Source organism: Thermobifida cellulosilytica TB100 (assembly GCF_001517975.1).
GTDB lineage: Bacteria > Actinomycetota > Actinomycetes > Streptosporangiales > Streptosporangiaceae > Thermobifida > Thermobifida cellulosilytica.
In genome coordinates this window covers 1,007,968-1,030,600 of sequence record NZ_KQ950180.1, presented here as the reverse complement: position 1 = coordinate 1,030,600, position 22,633 = coordinate 1,007,968, and the positions used below count along the sequence as shown (strand labels likewise).

Here is a 22,633-nt window from a genome sequence, read left to right as displayed (position 1 = left end):
GTCGGTAAGAGAAATTGGTTTTCCGGCAGAGGCGGTGCAGGAGAGGGCACGTTTTCGTGATACCGAATCAGTCCCCCTCGTACAGTTCGGTGGAAAGCGTCGATTACGCCCCTGAGTTTCTCAGGGCCTACGACCGACTGCGTGCCCCGTTCGACGAGCGTCGGCAATTCGACAACCGGCGTCGCGCCGCCCGTCTGGTCCGGCGCCGCCGCCCCTGGCGGGACCTGCTGGACGACGACGATCCGGTCCGGGAGCAGCGTCCGGCGCCGCTGCTGCAACTGCGGGCCGCCTCGGAGGAGGACGCCGCGACCGTCACCGGAATGCTGGAGGAGCGCAGCGGCGACGACCCCGTCGCGGTCCTCTCCAGGTGCGAGTCCCGGGGAGAGGCCGCCCCGCCGTACGCCGGAGCCACCGCGTACCAGACGGTGCGGCGGACCGAGGAGGACGTGAGCGCCCTCGTCGACGAACTGCGCAGGGGGCGCGGCAGGCGGATCGACGGACCCCGTCTGCGTGCGGTCCGGCCGCTGGAATTCCCCCGCACCCAGTCCCTGCTCGACCTGTTCGCCGTGTACGGGGAGACCTACCGGGAACGGCACCGTGCGGAGGACGAGGAGTACCCCGGCGGCCGGCGCGACCACCGCAATCCCCTCGTGGTCGCCGAGGCCCTGTGGCGGAAGGCCAGAAAGCGGCGGGAAGCCCGAAAAGCGGTTCCCGAACGGGAGGAGCAGGCGGGGGAGGACCGGGGGGACGGGCAGCCGCGGCGGGGCGTCCTGCGCCGGATCGGCGCCGCCGCGCGCAGGACCCTGGACGACGGGGTCGGCCTGGTCGGAAAGGGGTACACGGGGCTGTACCTCGGTACCAGCAGGCTGCTCCAGTTCCTGGGCGCGGGCAGGGCGGACGCCGGGTTCACCTTCGACCGGTTCGACCAGTGGGTGATGACCCCGCTGGGCATGCTCATCAACTTCCTGCTCGGCCTGTCCCTGCTGCTGGGGATACGGAACATCCCCGACCTGGAGGCCCTGGAACGGGTCCTCACGGTACTGCTGCTGGTCCTGCTCGTGCTGCTGCGCGCCCTGCTCTACCTGGGGCTGAGCCAGCCGTGGCGGCCCTACCGGTGGCTGCCCCGGCAGCCCTACCTGCCCAGGGGCGCCTCCGCCGCGCCCCACCACCGCGCCGTCACCCAGCACGTCGGGGAGACGTACCGGAGGCTACAGGCCGCGCACGCCGAAGGCGACCGCCGCGACTTGCGCGACCAGGCGCGGATGCTGCGGCTGCTGCTGGTCAACGCGCTGCTGGAGGACCTGGCCGCGGCCTACCCCGAGCGCCACCGCTACCGCACCGGTTTCCACCGCCCGGCCCTGGTCGCGGACCGGTACGCGACCCGTTGGCGGGGCGGCGGGGAGGACTCCCCGGAGCGGGACGCCGACCTGGTCCGGCTGATCGAGCAGGTCCGCGCCGAGCAGTACGCGCCGGACCCCCTGGTCGTCGTGGAGGTCGTGGCCGACCCCGCTCCGCCGGCCGCGCGGGAGACCGGCTCGGCCGTGCGGGAACTGACCGCCTGGGCCGACCGGCGCAGGCGCGTCGCCCACCTGGGGCCGAGCCGTACGGTCTCCGTCGACATCGGCCCCGGGGCCGGGGAGCGGGAGCAGCACCGCGGCCGGGTCCGGGGAGCCGAGCGGACGGAGCCCACCACCGCCCAGCGGTGGCGGAACGCCGCGACGGCCGCGGGAGTGGGGGCGGTGGTCCTCCTGCTGCTGGTCGGCACGGTGGCGGTGCTGGACCTGTTCCACCGGAGGAACGGGAACGAGTGCTGGCGGCCGCTGCTCACCGAGCCGGGGGTGGCGCAGGCGCAGAGAGGCGGGAGCACGGAGGTCTGGGACTGCGTGGGGTACACCGACGGGTCGTTCGTCTTCCACCCGAGCCTGGAAGCGGTCCAGGAACGCATCGAGGCGCAGAACGACCTCGCCGTCTCCGGCAAGGAGCCCTACGTGACCGTGGTCTACTTCGGACAGATGTCCTTCCGGAAGGACGACAGCCGCACGGCCGGGGTGAAGGGTGAGCTCATGGGGCTGGCGGTGCGCCAGTACCACCACAACCGGTACGCCCCCGAGGGGGTTCCCCGCATCCGGCTGCTGATCGCCAACGCCGGCTACCGCTGGGAGCACGGCGCAGCGGTCGCCGAGTGGATCGGGCAGCGGATCAGCGAGGACGACATCGTGGCGGCGGTCGGCTTCGGGCAGAGCATGGAGACGACCCGGGAGACGATCAGGAAGCTCTCCGGGTACGCGCTGCCGATGGTCTCCTCGACCGCGACCTACGACTACATCGGCACCCTGGAGGAAGCGGGCGAAGAAGGGGGAGGAGAGGGCAAGGAGGACTTCTACAGCGACTTCTTCTTCCCGACCGCGCCCTCCAACAGCCGGGTGGCCGACCAGACCGCCGAACTGGTGGCGGCGGGCCGGGTCGGCGGGGAGGTCAGGAACGTGCTCGCGCTCGCCTACACCGCCGAGGCCGAGCTCTACGGCCCCCACCTGGCCAAGGAGTTCATCAGAGCGCTGGAGAGCAGGGACGGCTCGGTGCGGGGGAGGGTCGACGGCTACTCCGACGTGGCGGAACTGGGATCGGTGGTCGACGACATCTGCCGGGACGGGTACCAGCCCGACCTCGTCTACTACGCCGGCCGGTCCCCCGACTTCGGCTACTTCCTCGACGAGCTGAACGCCTCCAGCGGCTGCATCGAGAAGGTCACCGTGCTGGCCAGCGACGACATCGCCCAGTACGTCGCCGACAAGGCGGACAAGCTGAAGGACCGCGCGATCTCCGTCTACTACACGCCGCTGGCCATGAGGGAGACGGTCAAACCGGAGTTCCGCGAGGACCTGGACACCCTGGCCGAGGAGCTGGGCGAGGACAACGCGTCCGTCGCGCACGCCGCCATGGCCCACGACGCCCTCACCGTGGTCTCCACCGCCCTCATGGACGCCGCGGCCCTGCTGCCCGGCCCCCGCGGACGGTCCGCGGCGTTCCCCGCGCTGCTGCTGCCGGAGATCCAGGAGATCGAGGACCTGGCGGGCGCCAGCGGGGACCTGGACCTCACCTCGGACGGCGGCCACTGGTACGACCGCAAGCTCGTCCTGCTGGCCACGGTCGACGGAGAGGGGGACCAGGAGTTGGTGGCCGAGTGCGGCCGGGCCGCCCACCGGAGCCAGCCGCCGCTCGGATCGGCCGAGGAGGGGGGAGCAGCGGAGGGGCAGGCCCTGCTCGGGGCCGTGGACGAGGACGGCTGCCGGTGGTACCGGTGACACGAGGTGAGCCCCGGCCCCCAGGGGCCAGGGCTCACCGAGCCGGCAGCGGTCAGACTCCCTCGGCGAGGGCCTCCTCGGCGCCCTCGACGGACCTGATGTCGCGCTCGGCCGGGCCGATGTACCGGGCGCTGGGGCGCACCAGGCGTCCGGTGCGCTTCTGCTCCAGGATGTGCGCCGACCACCCGGCGGTGCGGGCGGCGGTGAACATGGAGGTGAACATGGACGCGGGGATCTCGGCGAAGTCCAGCACGACCGCGGCCCAGTACTCCACGTTGGTGGCGAGCACCCGGTCGGGCTTGCGGGCGTGCAGCTCGTCCAGGGCGGCCTTCTCCAGGGCGCTGGCGACCTCGAAGCGCGGCGCGTTCAGCTCCTTGGCCGTGCGGCGCAGCACGCGGGCCCGGGGGTCCTCGGCGCGGTAGACGCGGTGGCCGAAGCCCATCAGGCGCTCGCCCTTGTCGAGGGTCTGGGTGACGTACTTGCGCGCGTCGCCGAGGCGCTCGGTCTCGTCCAGCATGTGCAGGACGCGGGCGGGGGCGCCGCCGTGCAGCGGACCGGACATGGCGCCGACCGCTCCGGAGAGGGCCGCGGCCACGTCGGCGCCGGTGGAGGCGATGACGCGGGCGGTGAACGTGGACGCGTTCATGCCGTGTTCGGCGGCGGATGTCCAGTAGGCGTCCACGGCCTTGACGTGGCGGGGGTCAGGCTCGCCACGGAGCTGGATCATGAAGCGCTCGACGACGGTCTTCCCCTCGTCGACGCGGCTCTGGGGAACCTTCGGCTGGTCCCCGCGGGCGGACTGGGCGATCACCGACAGGGCTGCGGAGGCGGCGCGGGCGACGTTGTCGCGCGCCTCCGTGTCGTCGATGTCCAGCAGCGGCTTGAAGCCCCACAGCGGCGCCAGGGTCGCCAGCGTGCTCTGGACGTCGACACGCACGTCACCGGTCGAGACCGGAAGGTTGATCTGGTCCGCGAAGGGAAGTCCGGGGTTGAAGCTGTTGTCGACCAACAGCCCCCACACGCGCCCGAAGGTGACGTGGCCCACGAGGTTCTCGATGTCGACGCCGCGGTAGCGGAGGGCGCCGCCCTCCTTGTCCGGTTCGGCGATCTCGGTCTCGAACGCCACGACTCCTTCGAGCCCGGGTTTGAAGTCCGACATACCGGCTTCCTCCGTCTCCTCGGTCCTCGGATTGGTAATCCATTGAACCGGTCCGGGATTTTTTACTGACATGCGAGGTGCCGTTAACGGCCCGCCCACTGTTGGCGGCTACCCCACAGATCGTGTGAGGATGCACCACTGTGGACTATTCTGACCCTGCTGAGCTGCGCGAATCATACGGAGATGCCCCTCTGGAGCTCCGTGACCTGGCACCACACCCGATGGACCAGTTTCACACCTGGTTCGTCCACGCCTGCGGGTCGGGCCTGCCCGAACCCAACGCGATGGTGCTGTCGACGGTCGAGCCCACCGGCGCACCGCGCGCCCGCACCGTCCTGCTGAAGGGGTACGACCGCACCGGCCTGCGGTTCTTCACCAACTACCGGTCACGCAAGGGGGTCGCGCTCGCCGCGGAGCCGCGCGCCTGCGTCGTCTTCCCCTGGCATCCGATCAGGCGCCAGGTCATCGTGAGCGGGCACGTGCAGCGGCTCACCGACGAGGAGAACGACGCGTACTTCGCCCGGCGTCCCCGCGGGTCGCAGTTGGGGGCGTGGGCCAGCGAGCGGCAGTCGTCGCCGGTCGCCGACCGGGCGGAGCTGGACCGGCTGTACGCGCGCTTCGCCGAGGTCTGGCCGGAGGGCACGGAGGTGCCCCGGCCCGCCTACTGGGGCGGATTCCGGCTGGTCCCGCAGGAGGTGGAGTTCTGGCAGGGGCGCAACGACCGGATGCACGACCGCTTCCGTTACCTGCTGGTGGGGGAGAGCCCGGAGGAGGGGAAGTGGCAGGTCGACCGGCTCTCGCCCTGACCTTCCGGTGCCGCAGGGCGAATTCACCGATTTGTTAAGTGGTCTAGGTCACGTTTTCTGAAAAGGTGGAGAGTGCCGCCACGCTATGATTGACACGGACGGTGGCCGTTTCCACGGTCAGATGCGCGTTTTCAGGCCCACGGCCGACAGGCAACCCTCACCCGAGCGGGCGATCGCGGAACAGGCGCGCACTGCCCCGTGTTGAGACAACTGCCGTTGGCCGCTCTCAACCGGGCTCAGAAGGGGAGAGGGAGCCTTGACCGCACACGGACTTATCGACACCACGGAGATGTACCTCCGCACGATCTTCGAGCTCGAGGAGGAGGGGATCGTGCCGCTGCGCGCCCGCATCGCGGAGCGCCTGCGGCAGAGCGGCCCCACCGTCAGCCAGACGGTCGCGCGCATGGAGCGCGACGGCCTGCTCCGGGTGGAGAACGACCGCCACCTGGTCATGACGGAGAAGGGACGCCGGCTGGCCACCCACGTCATGCGCAAGCACCGACTGGCGGAGCGGCTGCTGGTGGACATCATCGGGCTGCCCTGGGAGGACGTCCACGTCGAGGCGTGCCGCTGGGAGCACGTGATCTCCGAGGCCGTGGAGGAGCGGCTGGTCGGCCTGCTCAAGGCGCCGTGGACCTGCGCGCACGGCAACCCCATCCCCGGCCTGGACGAGCTGGGCGTGGAGGACTACTCGCCGGAGCCGTTCGCCGACAGTTCCATCGTGCCCATCCCGAAGGCGGTGGGACAGACCCCCACCAAGGTGACGATTCGCCGGATCAGCGAACAAGTTCAAAGTGATACCGATGTCATGCTCGCCCTCAAGCGCGCCGGGGTACAACCCGAGAAGGAAGTGACGCTCGTCGCGAGCGACGACGGTGTGCGAGTGATTGGTGGTAGCCACGAGGATGGCGAGTCGATCGAACTGTCCCGGCAGGTCGCCAGTCATATTTTCGTCACCCGGGTCTGATCGGAACACGGATCCCGCGTGCGGTCCACGAGATCACCGGTTGCTCTGCGCACCCATCCCCACAGTTGCTACCCTCGCCACATGGCGTGGACCGGAACGAACGAAGCCGCGTGTGCGTGTCCAGCGGAGGGCGATGCGGGTTTCCTCGGTCATCCTCAGTACGGTCCGTGACGGCGAGGTGGCTGTGTGATGAAGCGGTGGGGGGAAGCCTTCTACAACGGCGCACTGTCGGGGGCCGACGTTCTGGACCAAGTACAGATCGCCGTGGTGGTGACAGACCGCTTCAGCAACCTCCGCTATTGGAACGCCTACGCCAGTAAGCTTCTCGGACTCGACGACGGACGCGACTACCTCGGCCTCCCCCTCGTGGACGTCGGCATCCACGAGGCCGACCACGAGCAGTTGGCCCAGCTCGCCCGCCGGGTGCTCAAGGGCGACGTCTGGGAGGGCGCGTTCGCGGTGCTGCGGGGCGACTCCACCTGGGTGCACCTGCGGGCCAGCGCGGTCCCCCTCAAGCACGCCTCCGGCACGGTCGAGGGCGTGGCCATCCTCGCCAACGAGGCGCTGCGCAGCGGACGGGTCGAGGAGCAGTACGGCCTGCTGGACCGCATCGGGCGGCGGCTGTCCAGCTCCCTGGAGTTCGAGGCCACGGTGAAGGCCGTCGCCGAGATCCTGGTCCCCCAGTTCGCCGACCACTGCTTCATCGACCTGTACGACCACGACCGGAACCGGCTGCTGCGCCGGGTCTCGGTGCACGCCGAGGGGTGGACCCCGCCGCCGGGCAGTTGGCCCGACGTCGGCGAGGAGGTCCACTACCCCGAGCAGCACTTCGTCCGCAAGGCGCTGCGCCGCCTGGAGACGGTGGTGGTCAGCGACTACTCGCACCCCGGCGGGATCTTCCCCAACAGCCGCTCGGCGCGGGTCTCCGAACAGGTGGGGGTGACCTCGGTGATCGCGGCGCCGCTGCGCGCCCGCGGCGTGAACCTGGGGGTGCTCACCCTCGCCCTGTCCGGGCTCACCGCCCGGGACAAGACCGACTACGACAGCTTCGACCGCGACCTGGTGGGCGCGATCGCCTCCCGGGTCGCGGTGGCCATCGACAACGCCCGCCTGTTCGAGGATGAGCGCGACACCGCGCTGGCCTTCCAGAGCAGCCTGCTGCCCAGGGACTTCCCCGAGTTCGACGGCCTGTCCATCGCGCACGCCTACATTCCCGCCAAACCGCTGGACCCGCACGGCCAGGGCATCCAGAACCAGGTCGGCGGCGACTTCTACGACGTGATCCCGCTGTCGGCGGGCCGGGTCGGCATCGTCATCGGCGACGTCGAGGGGAGCGGCCCGCACGCGGCGGCGGTCATGAGCCAGCTTCGGGCGGCGCTGCGGGCGTTCGCGCAGGCCGACCGGGAGCCCGCCGAGATCCTGCGGGAGCTCGACGAGTGGGTGCGTCGGCTGGGCCGCCCCGACGGGGAGGGCGGCACCTGGGTGCCCAGCGTCAGTTGCCTCTACATGGCCTACGACGCCTGGTCGCGGGAGCTGTCCTACGCCAACGCGGGCCACCAGCCTCCGCTGCTCATCAGCGACGGCGAGGTCTCCGACCTACAGATGGCGATCCGCGACAAACTGCTGGGGGTCAAGCCCAAGGGCGTGCCGGGCGACTCGGTGTACCGGCAGGACGTCCTCACCCTCCCCCCGGGCGCGACCCTGCTGCTGTACACCGACGGCCTGGTGGCGCGTCGGCAGTTCGGCAGCAGCGTGGACGTGGCCGAAGGGCTGCGGCAGTTGCAGGCGAAGATCCGCGAGGTCGCCGACAAGGACGTCCAGCAGATCGTCGAGGTGGCCAAGCGGGCCGTGCCCGGCGAGACCACCGACGACACCGCGCTGCTGGTGGTGCGGTCCAACCCCGAGGAGCTGGCGCTGCGCCAGGAGTGGTTCCCCGCGGAGGCGCCCACCGTGGCGGAGGCCCGGCACCTGGCCGCCGACACCTTCAAGGAGTGGGGGATGGACCGGGACCAGGCCGAACTGGCCTGCCTGCTGGTCTCGGAGATCGTCACCAACGTGGTCATCCACGCCACCCCCCACCCGGTGACCCGCGAGTTCACCGACGAGGGCGTCAAGGACTCCGACAAGCAACTGCCGCTGGACGGCTTCGACGACTTCGACGAGGACTGGTCGGACCTGCTGGAGGAGGCCGAGCAGAACGAGGAGTCCCCGTCGGTGAGCCGCGAGTTCCTGCTGCGGCTGCGCCGCGGCGCGTCCTCGGTGTGGGTGGAGGTCTTCGACCACGACCTGCGCCTGCCGCGCATCCGCACCGCGGGAGCCGACGACGAGGGCGGGCGCGGCCTCTACCTGGTCGACCAGTTGGCCGAGCGCTGGGGCTCCCGGCCCACCCCGGACGGCAAGGCGGTGTGGTTCCAGATCCCCATGCACCCCTCCGACAACGGCTGATCCCCCCGCCGGCCGCGCCGTCCCGCCCCGTCGGCGGCGGTCACGACCCCTCCTGGAACGGCCGGGGCTTGGGCACGTCCCGCGGCTCCACGTAGGGCTCCACCGTGATCGGCTGTCCCGCCTTCAGCATCCGGCTCCGTTCGATCTCCGCGTTGTACTCGGCCCCCAGCAGGATCGCGATGTTGGAGATCCACAGCCAGACCAGGAAGACGATGACGGCGGCCAGGCTGCCGTAGGTGCGGTTGTAGTTGCTGAAGTTCGCCACGTAGAAGGCGAAGGCCGCCGACGCCGCCAGCCAGATGAGGACGGCCAGCAGCCCGCCGGGGCTCACCCAGCGGAAGGGCCGTCTGGCGTTGGGGGCGGCCCAGTACAGCACCGAGATCATGAAGCTGACCACGAGCACCAGCACCGGCCACTTGGCGACGTTCCAGACGGCGACGGCCGTCGGCCCCAGCCCGACCATTTCGCCGACCCACCGCGCGACCCCGCCGCTGAGGATCACGGCGAGCGTGCTGACGCTCACCAGCACCAGCATCAGCAGGGTGACGCTGACCCGGATGGGCAGGGTCTTCCAGAAGGGCCGCCCCTCGCGCACGTCGTAGACCACGTTGGAGGCCCGCATGAAGGCGGCGATGTAGGCGGAGGCCGACCACACCGCCAGCGCCAGGCTGACCAGGCCGAACAGTCCGGCCGCGGCCTGGTTGGCCTGGAGGTCGGACAGGATGCCGACGACCAGGTCCACGGTCTGGGCGGGGACCACCGCGCCCAGCGCGCCGCTGATGGCGTCGGTGGCCGACTGCCCGGCCAGGCCCAGCAGGGACACCAGCACCAGCAGCGCCGGGAAGACCGACAGCACCGCGTAGTAGGTCAGGCCCGCGGCCAGGTCGGTCAGGTTGTCCTCCCGGAACTCCACCAGCGTGCGCTTCAGCGACGCCCACCACGACGTCGCGGGAAGGCCGGCCGGAGATTCGGGCGTCGCGACACCGGAGCCCGTGGCCGGGGACTCTCTCGATGCGGAGGTGCGCTCGCTCATCCCACTTCCCCTGTCTTGACGTCTTGGGGGACGACTGCCCGGACAGGCGGGGACGAACCACAGGAGCGGAAGGTGGGGCGCGTCCCGGTCAGGTGGTGGTCTGGTAGGCCCACAGCAGCAGGACCAGCACGATGAAGAACACCGCGATCCCGCTGGTGGTCCAGGGGATGTGCACCCGCTTGCGGAGCCAGCGGACTCCGAGGACGACGAAGATGACCAGCAGTCCGAGGAGGATCGCGCCGTCGTACGCGCCGCTCATGAGGTGACCCTTCCGCCGAGTTCCGTGAGGGGGTGCGGCCGGGCCGCTCCGGGCGGGGACCTCGGTCCGCCTCCCGGTCCGTCGGGACTCGGGGCGGTGCGACCGGAGGTTCCGCCGGGGCGTCGTCGGCCACGGGGGTAGTCCATCACGGATTCCTACCCGCCGCGGCCCCGCGGGCAACTGGGGCGGGCGGGGCTTGCCTCTGCTCCGAAACCGAATATCGTTCGGTTTAGGAGGGCTCATCGCGGACGAAGGAGGAACCGTGGCCGAGGCATACATCGTCGGGGCCGTGCGCACCCCGGTGGGGACGCGGAAAGGCGCGCTGGCGGCGGTCCACCCCGCCGACCTGGGCGCCCACGTGCTCAAGGAGCTCGTCGCGCGCACCGGAGTCGACCCGGCCGCGGTGGAGGACGTGATCATGGGCTGCGTCACCCAGGTCGGCCCGCAGGCGATCGACCTGGCCCGCACCGCGTGGCTGTCGGCGGGCCTGCCGGAGAGCACCCCCGGCGTCACCATCGACCGGCAGTGCGGCTCCTCCCAGCAGGCCGTGCACTTCGCCGCCCAGGGCGTGCTGTCCGGGACCCAGGACCTCGTCGTCGCCGCGGGCGTGGAGAACATGGGCATGGTCCCCATGGGCGCCAACGTGCAGTTCGCCGTCGACAACGGGCTGCCCGTCTACGGCGAGGGCTGGGTCCAGCGGTACGGCACCCAGGAGATCTCCCAGTTCCGGGGCGCACAACTGATGTGCGAGAAGTGGGGCTACACCCGCGAGCAACTGGAGCGCTACGCGCTGGAGAGCCACCGCCGGGCCGCCGCGGCCATCGCGGAGGGCCGGTTCGACGCCGAGATCACGCCGCTCGCCGGGGTCAGCCAGGACGAGGGCGTGCGCCCCGACACCTCCCTGGAGCAGATGGCCGCGCTCAAACCGCTGCGGGAGGGCTGGGCGCTGACCGCCGCCGTGGCCAGCCAGATCTCGGTCGGCGCGAGCGCGCTGCTCATCGCCTCGGAGCGGGCGGTCGAGGAGCACGGCCTCACCCCGCTGGCGCGGATCGTGCAGCTCGCCCTGGCCGGGGACGACCCGGTGTACATGCTCACCGCGCCCATCCCCGCCACCCGCATCGCGCTGAAGAAGGCCGGGCTGAGCATCGACGACATCGACGTCACCGAGATCAACGAGGCGTTCGCCCCGGTCCCGATGGCCTGGATCGACGAGATCGGCGCCGATCCCGCGAAGGTGAACCCCAACGGCGGCGCCATCGCCCTGGGCCACCCGCTGGGCGCCACCGGCGCCGTGCTCATGACCAAGCTCGTCCACGAGCTGCACCGCACCGGCGGCCGCTACGGCCTGCAAACCATGTGCGAGGGCGGCGGACAGGCCAACGTCACCATCGTCGAGCGGGTCTGACCCGCGTGGTGGGGCGGCCCGCGCGGGCCGCCCCACCGCTCAGTCCGCGGCGTACACCACGCGCTCCAGGCCCAGCCACTCCGCCAACTGGGCGAACTCGACGGCCAGTTCGGAGGCGGTGTCGGGGGGAGCGTCCTCCTCCATCGTGGTGCGCCGCACCAGCAGCCGGCCCGTGGCGCGGTCGGCCTTCAGGTCCACCCGCGCCACCAGGCGGTCGCCCAGCAGGAACGGCAGCACGTAGTAGCCGTGCACCCGCTTGGCGGCGGGCACGTAGATCTCCAGGCGGTAGCGGAAGCCGAACAGCGCCTCGGTGCGCGCCCGCTCCCAGACCAGCGAGTCGAACGGGCTGAGCAGCGCCCGCCTGGCCACCCGGCGCGGGATGCGCGCGTCGCGGTGCAGGTAGGCGGGCCTGCGCCAGCCCTCGACCTGCACGGGCACCAGCTCGCCGGAGTCCACCAGGTCGCGGATCGCGGCACGGCACTGCTGCGCGCCGAGCCGGAAGTAGTCGCGCAGGCAGCGCTCGGTGGCCACGCCGTGCGCGCGGGCCGCGATGGCCACCAGCTCGCGCCGGGCGTCGTCCGGATCGGGGTCGGGCGCGTGGTACACCTCGGGGGGCAGCACCCGGCCGGTCAGGTCGTAGCGGCGCTCGAACTGCTGGTTGCGCCCGTCCGCGGTGATCTCGCCGCACCAGAACAGGTAGGCCAGCGCGGTCTTCACCGAGGACCAGTTCCACCCCCACCGCTTGACGGCGCGCGGCTCGTCGTGGCGCAGCGCGGCCTCCACCTGCCGTGCGGTGGCCGGTCCGGTCCGGGCGACCTCGTCGCGCACCGCCCGGACCAGTTCGGGCTGCTCCTCGCCGACCCGCCGCACCATGCCCCACGCCCCGCTCACGTCGGCCATCCGCCAGCGCAGCAGCCGGTGCGTGGCCGGGGGGACGAAGCTGGCCTCGTGCGCCCAGTACTCCACCAGCATGCGGTGGGGCGCGGTGGCGGCCTGGTCCAGCAGGGCGCGGTCGTAGGGGCCCAGGCGCGAGTACACCGGCAGGTAGTGGCTGCGGCACAGGACGTTCACGCTGTCGATCTGGAGGACGCCGACCCGGTCGACCACCCGGCGCAGGTACCGTGCGGTGACCGCGCCGGAGGGGCGGCGGTCGGCGAACCCCTGCGCGGCCAGCGCCACCCGCCGGGCCTGGGCGAGGGAGAGCGCGGAGTCGCGCCGGGGAGGGGGAAGCGTCGTTGGTTCGTACACATGTACAACTTAGCGGCCTGCGGGGCCGACCGGGGGTCAGGAACCGGCCCTCCCCCCGCACTCGGACCACAGGGTGAGGAAGGAGTCGTCGCACCGCGCGGAGGCGGGCGGGTGCACCTCGGTCTGCTGGGGGGACCAGCGGTCGGCGTCGAACTGTCCGGCGGCGTCGGTCCGCTCGGCGCTCCCGGCGTTGGCCACGGGGGTGGACACGGCGGGCGGCCGGGCCGGCCTCGGCAGCGCCGCGGCCTGCATGCTCACCGAGCGGGTGAGGGGCTGCGGGGGAGGAGGGGGCGCGGCGAGGGCCGGCACCGCGTTCCGCTTCGGGGTGAAGTAGGGGGTCACCGAGGACGGCGGCGCGGCGGCGGCCGTGTGCTGTGCGGCCTTGGGCTCCGGCTGCGGCGACAGCAGGGCTGCCATGCCGCCGAGGGAGCACACGACCAGGCAGGCGGCCAGCCAGCGCGGCGACAGCAGGAAGAACAGGAGCGGAAGGCAGCGCACGATCCACGACGGACGCGCGTGTCGCGGCCGACAGCTCCGCCGACGGGAACGGGCTTGACGCATGAGGGGATGTCTCCTCCCAGGAGAGACGGTGGCGAACCACCGGACGACAACAGTTGGAAACACTCCGCGATTGCAGCAGGACTGTCCGTAGTCGCCCGTGGGCGTTGCAAGCCGCCGTCCGGGAGAGGCGGGATCAGTCCTTCGCGGACCAGCCCGAGATCAGCAGTCGACCCGAGCCGCTGCACAGCGAGCAGCTCCGGGGGACCAGGATGTCGGCATTACCCTTAGTAACCGAAGAGAAGCCGTAGATCCGGACCCGGTAACCACTGCCGCGGCAATCTTGGCACACGATCATGATGTCCATAAGCCAAATCCAAAGGTTGATAGCGGGTTTCGACGGTTCGGTAGTGCGGATTACGCTTTTGTCCGGGGGCGGTCAGTGTGGGGTGTGGGCCGCTTTGGGAATACGTACGGTGATTGTCGTCCCCTCGTCGAGGCGGGTGTCGAGGGTCACCGTGCCGCCGTGGGCGTCGGCGATGGCCTGGACGATGGGCAGCCCCAGGCCGCTGCCGCCGCCCGGAGCCCGGGTCCCCCGGTAGAAGCGGTCGAAGACGCGGGCCGCGTCCTCGGCGGACATGCCGGGTCCCGCGTCGATCACCGACAGGACGACCTCCTCGCCGTCGGAGTGCAGCCGAACCGTCACCGGGGCGCTCGGCGGGGTGTGCTCGCGCACGTTGGCCAGCAGGTTGGCGAGGATCTGGCGGAACCGGGTCTCGTCGATCTTCCAGAACAGCCGGTCCGGCACCTCCAGGGTGAACTCCCGCTCCGGCTCCAGGGACGCGGCGTCCCCGGTCATGTCCCGCACCAGCTCCGCCAGGTCGCAGGTGGACAGCTCCAGCGATCCGGTGCGGTCCAGCCGGGCCAGCTCCAGCAGCTCGCCCACCAGCTTCGACATGCGGGTGGCCTCGCCCTCCACCCGCCGCATCGCCTCGGGCAGCTCCTCGTCGGGGATCGCCCCCTGCCGGTACAGCTCGGCGTAGCCGAGGATCGTGGTCAGCGGGGTGCGCAGCTCGTGCGAGGCGTCGGCGGCGAAGTTGCGCACCCGCTGCTCCGACTCCGCCTTGGCCCGGAAGGCGTGCTCCAGGCGGCCCAGCATCGTGTTGATCGCCATCCCGAGCCGCCCCACCTCGCTGTAGGGGTCGGCGTCGGGCATCCGGTCGGCGAGGTCGGAGCCGGTGCTGATCCGCCCGGCGGTGGTGGCCATCCGGTCCAGCGGGGCCAGCGCCCGCACGATCAGGCGCCCGCCGACCAGCAGCAGCGCCCCCAGCAGCAGGACCGCGGTGATCAACTGCACCGTGATCAACTGGCGCGGGTAGTCCTCCCGCTCGACGGTCGGCACGCCGCTGACCAGGATCGCGTTGGGCCGCATCCGCACGGTCACCAGGTGCGGGGGAACCCCCTCGTCGGGGGTGTCCAGCTCCACGATCTCGTGCGAGGAGGCGTAGGAGCGCAGCTCGGTCAGCGACAGCCGGGCGATCCGGCTCAGGACCACGTCCTCGCGGAAGGTGTCGCCGTAGATCTGGTTGACCTCGCCCGTCTCGCGGTCGAGCAGGATCACGAAGTACGGCGACGGGCTGGGCGCGTCCACCCCCACCGGCGGGGTGTCGTTGTCCAGGCGGACCATGGCCCGCTCCGTGGTGAGCAGCAGTTGCGCCTCCAGCCGCTCGGTGATGAAGGAGCGCAGGGTCAGCACGCTGACCAGCGCGCTGACGAGCAGCCCTGCCCCGGTCACCAGCAGCAGCCCGGCCAGCAGCCGGGACCGCAGGGTGCCGGGAGGGGCGAACGGCCCGCGGACGGTCATCTCTCGTCTTTGGCGCGCAGCGCGTAGCCCACCCCGCGCTGGGTGTGGATCAGGTTGGGGCCGAACGGCTCCAGCTTGCGGCGCAGGTAGCTGACGTAGGTCTCCACGATCTGGGACTGGCCCGCGTAGTCCCACCCCCAGACGTTCTCCAGCAGTTGCGCGCGGGTCAGCACCCGTCCGGCGTTGTGCATCATGTAGGCCAGCAGCCGGAACTCGGTGGGCGACAGGTCGATGGGCGCGCCGTTGCGGCGCACCGTCCAGGTCTTCTCGTCCAGTTCCAGGTCGGCGACCCGCAGCACCCCGTCGGAGTTCCCGGAGTTTGGGTCGCGCTTGACCCGGCGCAGCAGCGCGTGCACCCGGGCGATGAGGGCCTCCACGGAGAACGGCTTGGTGACGTAGTCGTCGCCGCCCAGGGACAGGCCGGTGACCGTGTCGGAGGGGGTGTCCCGGGCGGTGAGGTAGATCACCGGGACGTCGTCGTCCTCGTCGCGCAGTCGGCGGCACACGTCGAAGCCGCTGATGTCGGGCAGCAGCACGTCCAGCAGGATCAGGTCGGGCCGCTCCGAGCGCGCCAGGGCGAGGCCCTCACCGCCGGAGGCCGCGGTGATCACCTCGAAGCCGTGGAAACGCAGGGCGGCCTGAACCAGATCGCGGATGTTGGGCTCGTCGTCGATCACGAGCACACGCGACCGCGTCGTGGTCTCTGCTTCCGTCATCGGATCCACCTAGCGAAAGACGTCGGGGGCTCCTGTCATGGTATGCAGGCCGGTCCACAAGGGGGGCGAAGTGGGAAGTTCTGCCCTCGGGGCGCATACGGGACGGCGGGCGCACGCCGAGCCGCGCCGTCCCGCAGCACCGTCCCCGCGGAGCGGGGCAGCGGGGACCGCCGGTCGCCTCCAGGGCTCCGGCCCGGTATCCCAGGGAACCGGTTCTTCCTGGGATCCGGACGGGGAGAAGCTGGGAGAATCCTGAGAGCCCCAGCGGCGGCACCGACCGCCTCCTGCGGGGCACGCTGGGTCACGGGTACAGGCGCTAGCCTTGCGGTGTGCGATTGGCGACGTGGAATGTGAACAGCGTGCGGGCGCGCAGCGAGCGCATCGCCGCCTGGCTGAAGCGGAGCGACGTGGACGTCGTCGCCCTCCAGGAGACCAAGTGCCGCGACGACCAGTTCCCCACCGAGGTCTTCACCGGACTCGGCTACGAGGTCGTCCACCACGGCCTGTCGCAGTGGAACGGGGTGGCGATCGCCTCGCGGGTGGGCGTCTCCGACGTCCGCGTGGGCTTCCCCGGGCAGCCGGGCTGGGGCGACCCGGAGGAGGCCGAGGCCCGCGCGATCGGCGCGGTGTGCGGCGGGGTGCTGGTGTGGAGCCTCTACGTGCCCAACGGCCGCGAGGTCGACCACCCCCACTACGCCTACAAGTTGCAGTGGCTGGCGCGGCTGCGCGAGGCCGGGGCGGCGTGGCTGGCCGAGGACCCGCAGGCGCAGATCGCGCTGTGCGGCGATTTCAACATCGCCCCGCAGGACGACGACGTGTGGGACATGGCGGAGTTCGAGGGCCGCACCCACGTCACCAAGCCCGAACGGGACGCCTTCCAGGCGCTGGTCGACACCGGCTTCGCCGACGCGGTGCGCCCGCACGCGCCCGGCCCCGGCGTCTACACCTACTGGGACTACAAGGGGCTGTCCTTCCCCAAGCGCAAGGGCATGCGGATCGACTTCGTGCTGTCCTCGCCCGCGCTGTCGGCGCGGGTCAGCGGCGCGGTGATCGACCGCGAGGAGCGCAAGGGCAAGGGCGCCTCCGACCACGCACCCGTCATCGTGGACCTGCGGCCGGAGTGAACACCGCCCCGGTAACGTGAGGGGTGTGAACCGAGCAGCGGCACCGCGGATCGCGGTATTCGGCAGCGTCAACATGGACCTGGTCGCCTACGTGGACACGGTCCCCGCCAGCGGCGAGACCGTGCAGGGGCGCCAGTTCCGCCAGGTCCCCGGCGGCAAGGGAGCCAACCAGGCGGTCGCCGCGGCCCGCGCCGGGGCGCAGGTGTGCTTCCTCGGCGCGGTCGGCGACGACGCGTTCGGCGTGCAACTGCGCACCACGCTGGTCGACAACGGGATCGACGTGTCGGGGCTGCGCACGGTCGGCGGCCCCTCGGGGACCGCGCACATCGTCGTGGACGGCGACGGCAACAACTCCATCATCGTCGTCCCGGGCGCCAACGGCACGGTCACCGCGCTGCGGGAGGGCGACGTCCGGCTGCTGGACGGCGCGCGGGCGCTGCTGCTGCAACTGGAGACGCCCCTGTCCGGGGTGCTCGCGGCGGCGCGGGCGGGCCGCTCCCTGGGCGTGACCACCGTGCTGACGCCCGCCCCGGCCCGGCCGCTGCCCGCAGAACTGCTGGACTGCGTGGACGTGCTGCTGCCCAACCAGCACGAGGCGGCTGCGCTCACCGGCCACGACGACCCCGAGCAGGCCCTGGCCGCGCTGCTGGAGGCGGTGCCCGAGGTGGTCGTCACCCTCGGCGGCGACGGAGCGCTCTACGGGGCGCGGGGCCACGAGCCGATCCGGGTGCCCGCGTTGCGCGTGGAGCCGGTGGACACCACCGGGGCGGGCGACACCTTCTGCGGCGCGTTCGCGGTGGCCCGCGCCGAGGGGCAGGACCCCGAGTCGGCGCTGCGGTTCGCGGCGCGCGCGGCGGCCCTGTCGGTGCAGCGGCCCGGAGCGAGCACGTCGATGCCCACCCGCCCCGAGATCGACGCGTTCGCGGACGCCTCCTCGTGACGTGACGGCGCGCCCGGAGCCCTCGCCCGCACGGCGGCCCCGGGCGCGGCCCCGGCGGGCCGTCCGCCGGGTCAGGACAGCGAGACGGTCACGCCCCCGCTGAACATCGACTCGTGCAGCTCGATCGAGGCGGGCTCCACCCCCTCGGGGACGTCGAAGACCACCTTGGCCTCGACCTTGTTGCCGGGGTTGATGTCGGTGAGGAACGCGTCGGAGCCGTCCAGGGAGAGCTCGGCCGCGGTGTCGTTGGAGTACTCCCTGCCGTCGGCGTCGAAGAGCTTCTGGTTGGAGCCGTCGAACATCTGCGCCCGGTCGCCGATGTTCTCCACGGTGACGTGCACGACCACGTACTGGCCCTGCGCCTCCTCGCGCAGGAAGTCCTCGCCGATGCTGGTCAGGCCGGTCTCGACCTCGGTGACGGTGAAGGCGAACGCGCCGTCCTCGACCGTGTCGCCGACCCCGGGCGCGGACTCCTCGGACTCCTCGGCGGAGTCCTCCCCGGACTCCGCCGCGCCCTCGCCGCCTGCGCCGTCCGAGGAGGCGCTCTGCCCGGAACCGGAGGGGGAGTCGTCGACGCTGGCGACGAGCGCCACGCAGCCGAAGAACCCGAAGAGCATGAAGAGGCCCAGGGCGACCAGGGAGGCCCACAGGCAGCCGCGGCTCTTCCTCGGCTGCGGCTGGGGCTGGGGGAACTGGGGTGCGGGATAGCTCATGGCAGTACTCCGTTCGTTGAAAGGGGGGGTGGAGCGCCGCCCGGAGGGGCCGGGCAGCGCGCGGACGGTTGGCTTGGCGCGCGCTGTGCGGGGAGCGCGTGTGGGGGCGGCTCAGGCGTGGCGGATGCCGACCACCTGCACGTCGACGTCGAACCGTCTGAGGGCCAGGGCGGTGCGGTAGAGCTCCACCCGGGCGAGCGGGTAGAGGGTGTCGAAGGTGACCTCGGAGTGCGCCGACAGGCGGATGCCGAAGACGACGGTCCTGGGCGGCATCTGGGGCGGCCTGCGGCCGGGGGCGAGCTCGGCGACGCGCTCGCGGAACCACTCACGCGCCTCCGGCTCGCTCCGGAGGCTCTCGACGGCGGCGCGGACCTGGATGAACAGGTGGCTCAGCTTCGACGCAGCCGACGCCTGTTTGATGTGGACGATTTCATCGTTGGGTCCGAGCAGGTCGCACAGTTCGATGCCCTTGCCGTCGTGGACCGGGGTGACAGCCGTCTTCGTGTTCAAACAGAGGAAGCGGCGGTCGTAGTCGGGGACGGTTTTCTCGTTGTAGTGCTCTTCGGAGACGGGTTTGCCCTCCTCGTTGAGGGGCCACGGAGGCAGCTTGACGGAGGAGCCCTTCTCCAGCAGTTCGCTGACGGTGCGGCGCACCTCGTCGAGGAGGCGCGCCCCGTACTCGTACCAGCGCCCGTTGCGGAGGGCGTACATCCTCGGCCCGTCGTGGACGGTCGCCTCGACCCAGGAGTGCAGGTTGCGGAAGTGCTCGGCGTCACATCGGCCGTCTTCGTCCTCGTAGAGGCGGATCTCGCCCCGGCTCAGCCGCTCCTCCAACTCCGCCTGCTCCGGCAGCTTCCGGATCCGCTCCACGAACAGGTCGAACAGGGCCTCCTGGTCGGTGACCAGAGTTTTCGGCCCGAAGCGTAGGGAGAAGGACCTTGCGTCCCCGAGCGACGGAAGCAGCTCGCTGGGCGGTGCGATCTCCAGGGACACGGCCTCCGGATCGTCCCTGGCGCTGTCCTGGAGCAGCCGCCACAGCCGGGCGCGGAGCTGCGGGGACTTCACCTCCTTCTGGTCCTCCAGAGCCGCGAGTTCGTCGTGGATGCTCCCCTCCTCGATGACCGCGGCGATGAAGCGGATGTCGTTGACCAGGTCGGCCGGTTCCACGCCCAGGGGGACGGTGATCCCCTCGCCGCAGGCGACGGACTTGGGCTTGGTGCCGTTGCGCGTCGCGGTCAGGTCCGAGACGCCGCACTTCGCCCTGATGCGGTTGACGAGTTCCCGCTCGTGGCGGAGGGCGTAGGTGCGCAGGGAGGAGCCCTTGATGATGCCGGTGCTCGCGTAGCGTCCCTCGGAGGCGAGGAAGCGGGTGTGAATCTCCTGCACTGCGTGAGGGTCGAGGGCACGCGTGGCGAAGCGGCGGCCGAAGTCGGGGTCGCGGCGGTCGTAGGGGATCAGCCAGTGCCCCATCCCGTAGCTGAAGGCGTAGACGGCCCCGTCCACCTCGATGAGGACGGCGACCGCCGGGGTCACGCGGGTCAGTTCCAGTTCGAGACCGGTCGACCGGCGCGCCTGCTGGAGCCAGGCGGGGGGACCCTTCCGGCTGACTCCCGAGACGACCACGGCGGGACAGTCGTCGATCCGGGTGGTCTGGAGTTCGAGGTTCTGCTGGGCGAGCTGGTCGGCGTCGAAGACGCCGCGCATGCCTTCTTCGGTGGGGTCGACGTTGGCGAGCCGGTACAGCGTGACCGTGCGGGTCGTCGGCTTCGGGGTCGAGGAGAGGTCCGTCGGGGAGGACATGGCACTCCTTGTGAACATCATCCCTGTGAACAGTCTTCGAGTGCTTGATTGTAGTCATCACGTGTCAAAGTACAAGTCGGTTTATGGTGTGTGCACAGTCAATGGATAAAGTAGGGGTTGTTCTCGTGACTCGTGTACGAACTGCGCGGTAGGGTTCCACCAGCAAGCCGCACGAACGCAGGAGCCGCGATGCCACAACTCCCCACGGGAACCACCGTGAATTCGGTCGGAATCGCCCGTCTGGCCGGAGTGGGGCGGGCCGCCGTCAGCAACTGGCGGCGGCGCTACCCGGACTTCCCCGCCCCCGTGGGAGGCACAGAGAGCAGTCCGCTCTTCGACCTCGCCGAGGTCAGGGAGTGGCTGCGCAAGACCAACAAGCTCCCCGCCGGGGAGAGCCCGGAATCCGCCACCGAGGCGGTGTGGAATCTGCTCGACCCGCTGCGGGAGCACATGGACGGGGCCGACGCCGTCGCGCTGCTGGGCGCCGCCCTCGTGCTGCGCCGCCAGGGCGTCGACCTCGCGCAGCTCTCCGACGGCGAGCTGCGCGACCGGCTGCTGTCCTGCCTCGACGTGGGCGCCGCCCCGCCCGAGGTGCCCGACCCCGCCGGGCTGCGGCGCATCCTCACCGAGGCGGTCGCACAGACGGGCGACGCGGCGGAAGAGTCCTTCGAACGCCTCCACCAGCGCTACCTGACCTCCGTGGCCCGCCACTTCTTCGCCGACACCCCGGAGATCGGCGCGCTGATCGCCAACCTCGCGGTCCCGCCCGGCGGCACCGTGTTCGACCCGTCCTGCGGCAGCGGCACCCTGCTGCACGCGGCGGCCAGCCAGGTGCCCGACATCGCGGTCCACGGCCAGGAGCTCCACCCCGCGCCCGCCCGCCTCGCCCGGGTCCGGCTGCTGCTGGCCGGGGCGCGCCCCGACATCCGCTGCGGAGACTCGCTGCGCGCCGACCGCTTCGACGGCCTCGCCGCCGACGCGGTGATCGCGCACCCCCCGTTCAACCAGGCCGACTGGGGGTTCGAGGAGCTCAGCCTCGACCCGCGGTGGCGGTACGGGACACCGGCCCGCAAGGAGCCCGAGCTCGCCTGGGTGCAGCACGCCCTGGCGCACACGCGGCCGGGCGGCACCGTGGCCGTGGTGCTGCCCCCCACCGTGGCCTCCCGCGGCAGCGGACGCCGGGTGCGCCGCGAACTGATCCGGCGCGGAGCACTGCGCGCCGTGATCGCCCTGCCCGCCGGGCTCGCCCCGCCGATGGGGGTGCCGCTGACGCTGTGGGTGCTGCACAACCCGGAGGACGGCACCGCCCCGGCCGACGGGGTGCTGCTGTTCGACGCCTCCGACAGCCGCGTCGAGGGCTCCGGCGGCGACCCCGCCCGGTCGTGGCCCGCCATGGCCGAGCGCATCGCCGCCGTCTACCGGGCGTTCGCCGAGGACCCCGGGGCGGTCGCGGAGGAGCCCGGCCGCTTCCGGGTGGTGCCGCTGGCCGACCTGCTCGACGAGGCGGTGGACGTCTCCCCGGGACGCCACGTGCAGCGGCCCGGAGCCGACGCGGGCCAGCTCGACGAGACCCGCGACGACCTGGTGCGGCTCTCCGAGGACCTGGTCACCTCGCTGCCCGGGCTGCGGCCCGCCGCCGGCACGCTGCACCTGGCGATGACCACCCTGGGGGAGCTGAGCCGGATCGGCGGCCTGGAGATCCTCTACCGCCGCTCCGGCGAGGAACCCGCCGACGGCGAGCCGTCCCTGCCCGCCCTCACCGGGGAGGACATCGAACGCGACACCGCCCCGTCGGGCCGGGTGCGCCTGGACGAGAACACGGTCCGGCTCCGGCCGGGCGACGTCGTCCTGCCCCGGGTCTCGCGAAGACCCGTGGCGCGCGTGGTCACCGACGAGCAGGCCGCCCTGCACGGCAGCGCCTACCTGCTGCGCCCAGACCCCAAGGTGGTGGACCCGTGGTTCCTCGCCGGGTTCCTCACCGGCGCGGGCGCCTGCGCGGCGGCCGTCTCCACGAGCCGCCCCGGCGTCACCCGCATCACCGAGCTGCGCCGGGTCGAGGTGCCCCGCCTGCCGCTGGAGGACCAGCACGCCTACGGCGAGGCGTTCCGCCGCCTGACCGAGTTCCGCCGCACCCTGCGCCGCACCACCGAGGTCGGCGACCGCCTGTGGCGGCTGCTCATCGAGGGCCTGGCCACGGGCACGCTGCGCCCCGGCGAGCCGGAGGAGGAGAAGAAGGACTGAGCACGCCCACGGCCGGACGGCGGCGGGCAGCCCACGGGCGGCGGGCACGCGCCCGGGCGGGAAAGCCGCACGTCCGAGCCGTGGACGTCCCGGCTGGCAGGGCCAGCGGTGGC

The 22,633-nt window shown here is 71.8% G+C and carries 17 protein-coding genes; 8 read left to right on the top strand and 9 right to left on the bottom strand.

The window, feature by feature from the left end:
- Positions 1–89 precede the first annotated feature (89 nt).
- Positions 90–3,302 carry a type 1 periplasmic-binding domain-containing protein gene (locus tag AC529_RS04420; protein WP_068753701.1) on the top strand — a complete coding sequence of 1,071 codons (3,213 nt, stop codon included), beginning with the start codon at positions 90–92 and terminating at the stop codon, positions 3,300–3,302.
- A gap of 52 nt (positions 3,303–3,354) precedes the next feature.
- Here the strand turns inward: AC529_RS04420 and AC529_RS04415 are convergent, their stop codons facing one another.
- On the bottom strand, positions 3,355–4,461 hold the full coding sequence (locus AC529_RS04415) for a citrate synthase 2 (RefSeq protein ID WP_068753700.1): 1,107 nt from the start codon (positions 4,459–4,461) through the stop codon (positions 3,355–3,357).
- Positions 4,462–4,601: 140 nt separating this feature from the next.
- Here AC529_RS04415 and pdxH point away from each other — a divergent pair, with 140 nt between their 5' ends.
- From pdxH to AC529_RS04400, 3 genes are all read left to right on the top strand, one after another.
- The gene (gene pdxH / locus AC529_RS04410) at positions 4,602–5,267 is read left to right on the top strand and encodes a pyridoxamine 5'-phosphate oxidase (protein WP_068753698.1); all 666 of its coding nucleotides are present in this window, start codon (positions 4,602–4,604) and stop codon (positions 5,265–5,267) included.
- Between the two features lie 256 nt (positions 5,268–5,523).
- Positions 5,524–6,234, top strand: a complete 711-nt coding sequence (locus AC529_RS04405) for a metal-dependent transcriptional regulator (RefSeq protein ID WP_068753697.1) — start codon at positions 5,524–5,526, stop codon at positions 6,232–6,234.
- Between the two features lie 189 nt (positions 6,235–6,423).
- Positions 6,424–8,679 (top strand): ATP-binding SpoIIE family protein phosphatase, encoded by a 2,256-nt coding sequence (locus tag AC529_RS04400; protein ID WP_068753695.1) that lies wholly within the window; start codon positions 6,424–6,426, stop codon positions 8,677–8,679.
- A gap of 40 nt (positions 8,680–8,719) precedes the next feature.
- Here AC529_RS04400 and AC529_RS04395 read toward each other — a convergent pair whose 3' ends face one another.
- Together AC529_RS04395 and AC529_RS20330 are read right to left on the bottom strand one after the other, a co-directional pair.
- Positions 8,720–9,712: a YihY/virulence factor BrkB family protein gene (locus AC529_RS04395; protein WP_068753693.1), complete on the bottom strand. Its 993-nt coding sequence runs from the start codon at positions 9,710–9,712 to the stop codon at positions 8,720–8,722.
- Between the two features lie 88 nt (positions 9,713–9,800).
- On the bottom strand, positions 9,801–9,971 hold the full coding sequence (locus tag AC529_RS20330; RefSeq protein WP_198156284.1) for a hypothetical protein: 171 nt from the start codon (positions 9,969–9,971) through the stop codon (positions 9,801–9,803).
- Positions 9,972–10,233: 262 nt separating this feature from the next.
- Between AC529_RS20330 and AC529_RS04390 the strand changes: the two genes are divergently transcribed.
- Positions 10,234–11,376: an acetyl-CoA C-acetyltransferase gene (locus tag AC529_RS04390; RefSeq protein ID WP_068753691.1), complete on the top strand. Its 1,143-nt coding sequence runs from the start codon at positions 10,234–10,236 to the stop codon at positions 11,374–11,376.
- 39 nt (positions 11,377–11,415) lie between these two features.
- Here the strand turns inward: AC529_RS04390 and AC529_RS04385 are convergent, their stop codons facing one another.
- The 4 genes from AC529_RS04385 to AC529_RS04370 form a co-directional block, all read right to left on the bottom strand.
- The gene (locus AC529_RS04385; RefSeq protein WP_068753689.1) at positions 11,416–12,624 is read right to left on the bottom strand and encodes a winged helix-turn-helix domain-containing protein; all 1,209 of its coding nucleotides are present in this window, start codon (positions 12,622–12,624) and stop codon (positions 11,416–11,418) included.
- A 36-nt stretch (positions 12,625–12,660) separates the two neighbouring features.
- Positions 12,661–13,122: a hypothetical protein gene (locus AC529_RS04380; RefSeq protein WP_068753687.1), complete on the bottom strand. Its 462-nt coding sequence runs from the start codon at positions 13,120–13,122 to the stop codon at positions 12,661–12,663.
- 439 nt (positions 13,123–13,561) lie between these two features.
- Positions 13,562–14,986, bottom strand: a complete 1,425-nt coding sequence (locus AC529_RS04375) for a sensor histidine kinase (RefSeq protein WP_068753685.1) — start codon at positions 14,984–14,986, stop codon at positions 13,562–13,564.
- Positions 14,983–15,702, bottom strand: a complete 720-nt coding sequence (locus tag AC529_RS04370) for a response regulator transcription factor (protein WP_068753678.1) — start codon at positions 15,700–15,702, stop codon at positions 14,983–14,985. The genes AC529_RS04375 and AC529_RS04370 overlap by 4 nt, the downstream gene beginning before the upstream one ends.
- Before the next feature lie 329 nt (positions 15,703–16,031).
- Here AC529_RS04370 and AC529_RS04365 point away from each other — a divergent pair, with 329 nt between their 5' ends.
- Positions 16,032–16,826: an exodeoxyribonuclease III gene (locus AC529_RS04365; RefSeq protein WP_083947918.1), complete on the top strand. Its 795-nt coding sequence runs from the start codon at positions 16,032–16,034 to the stop codon at positions 16,824–16,826.
- A 25-nt stretch (positions 16,827–16,851) separates the two neighbouring features.
- Entirely contained in the window at positions 16,852–17,766 is a 915-nt protein-coding gene (rbsK, locus tag AC529_RS04360; protein WP_157080046.1) for a ribokinase, read from the top strand.
- 71 nt (positions 17,767–17,837) lie between these two features.
- Here rbsK and AC529_RS04355 read toward each other — a convergent pair whose 3' ends face one another.
- Both AC529_RS04355 and AC529_RS04350 read right to left on the bottom strand, forming a co-directional pair.
- Positions 17,838–18,479, bottom strand: a complete 642-nt coding sequence (locus tag AC529_RS04355; protein ID WP_068753674.1) for a DUF4352 domain-containing protein — start codon at positions 18,477–18,479, stop codon at positions 17,838–17,840.
- A gap of 111 nt (positions 18,480–18,590) precedes the next feature.
- Positions 18,591–20,279 (bottom strand): DUF6119 family protein, encoded by a 1,689-nt coding sequence (locus AC529_RS04350; protein WP_068753673.1) that lies wholly within the window; start codon positions 20,277–20,279, stop codon positions 18,591–18,593.
- A 216-nt stretch (positions 20,280–20,495) separates the two neighbouring features.
- On the opposite strand from AC529_RS04350, the gene AC529_RS04345 reads away from it, so the two are divergent.
- Positions 20,496–22,520 (top strand): N-6 DNA methylase, encoded by a 2,025-nt coding sequence (locus AC529_RS04345; protein ID WP_232306567.1) that lies wholly within the window; start codon positions 20,496–20,498, stop codon positions 22,518–22,520.
- The last annotated feature ends 113 nt before the right edge of the window (positions 22,521–22,633 follow it).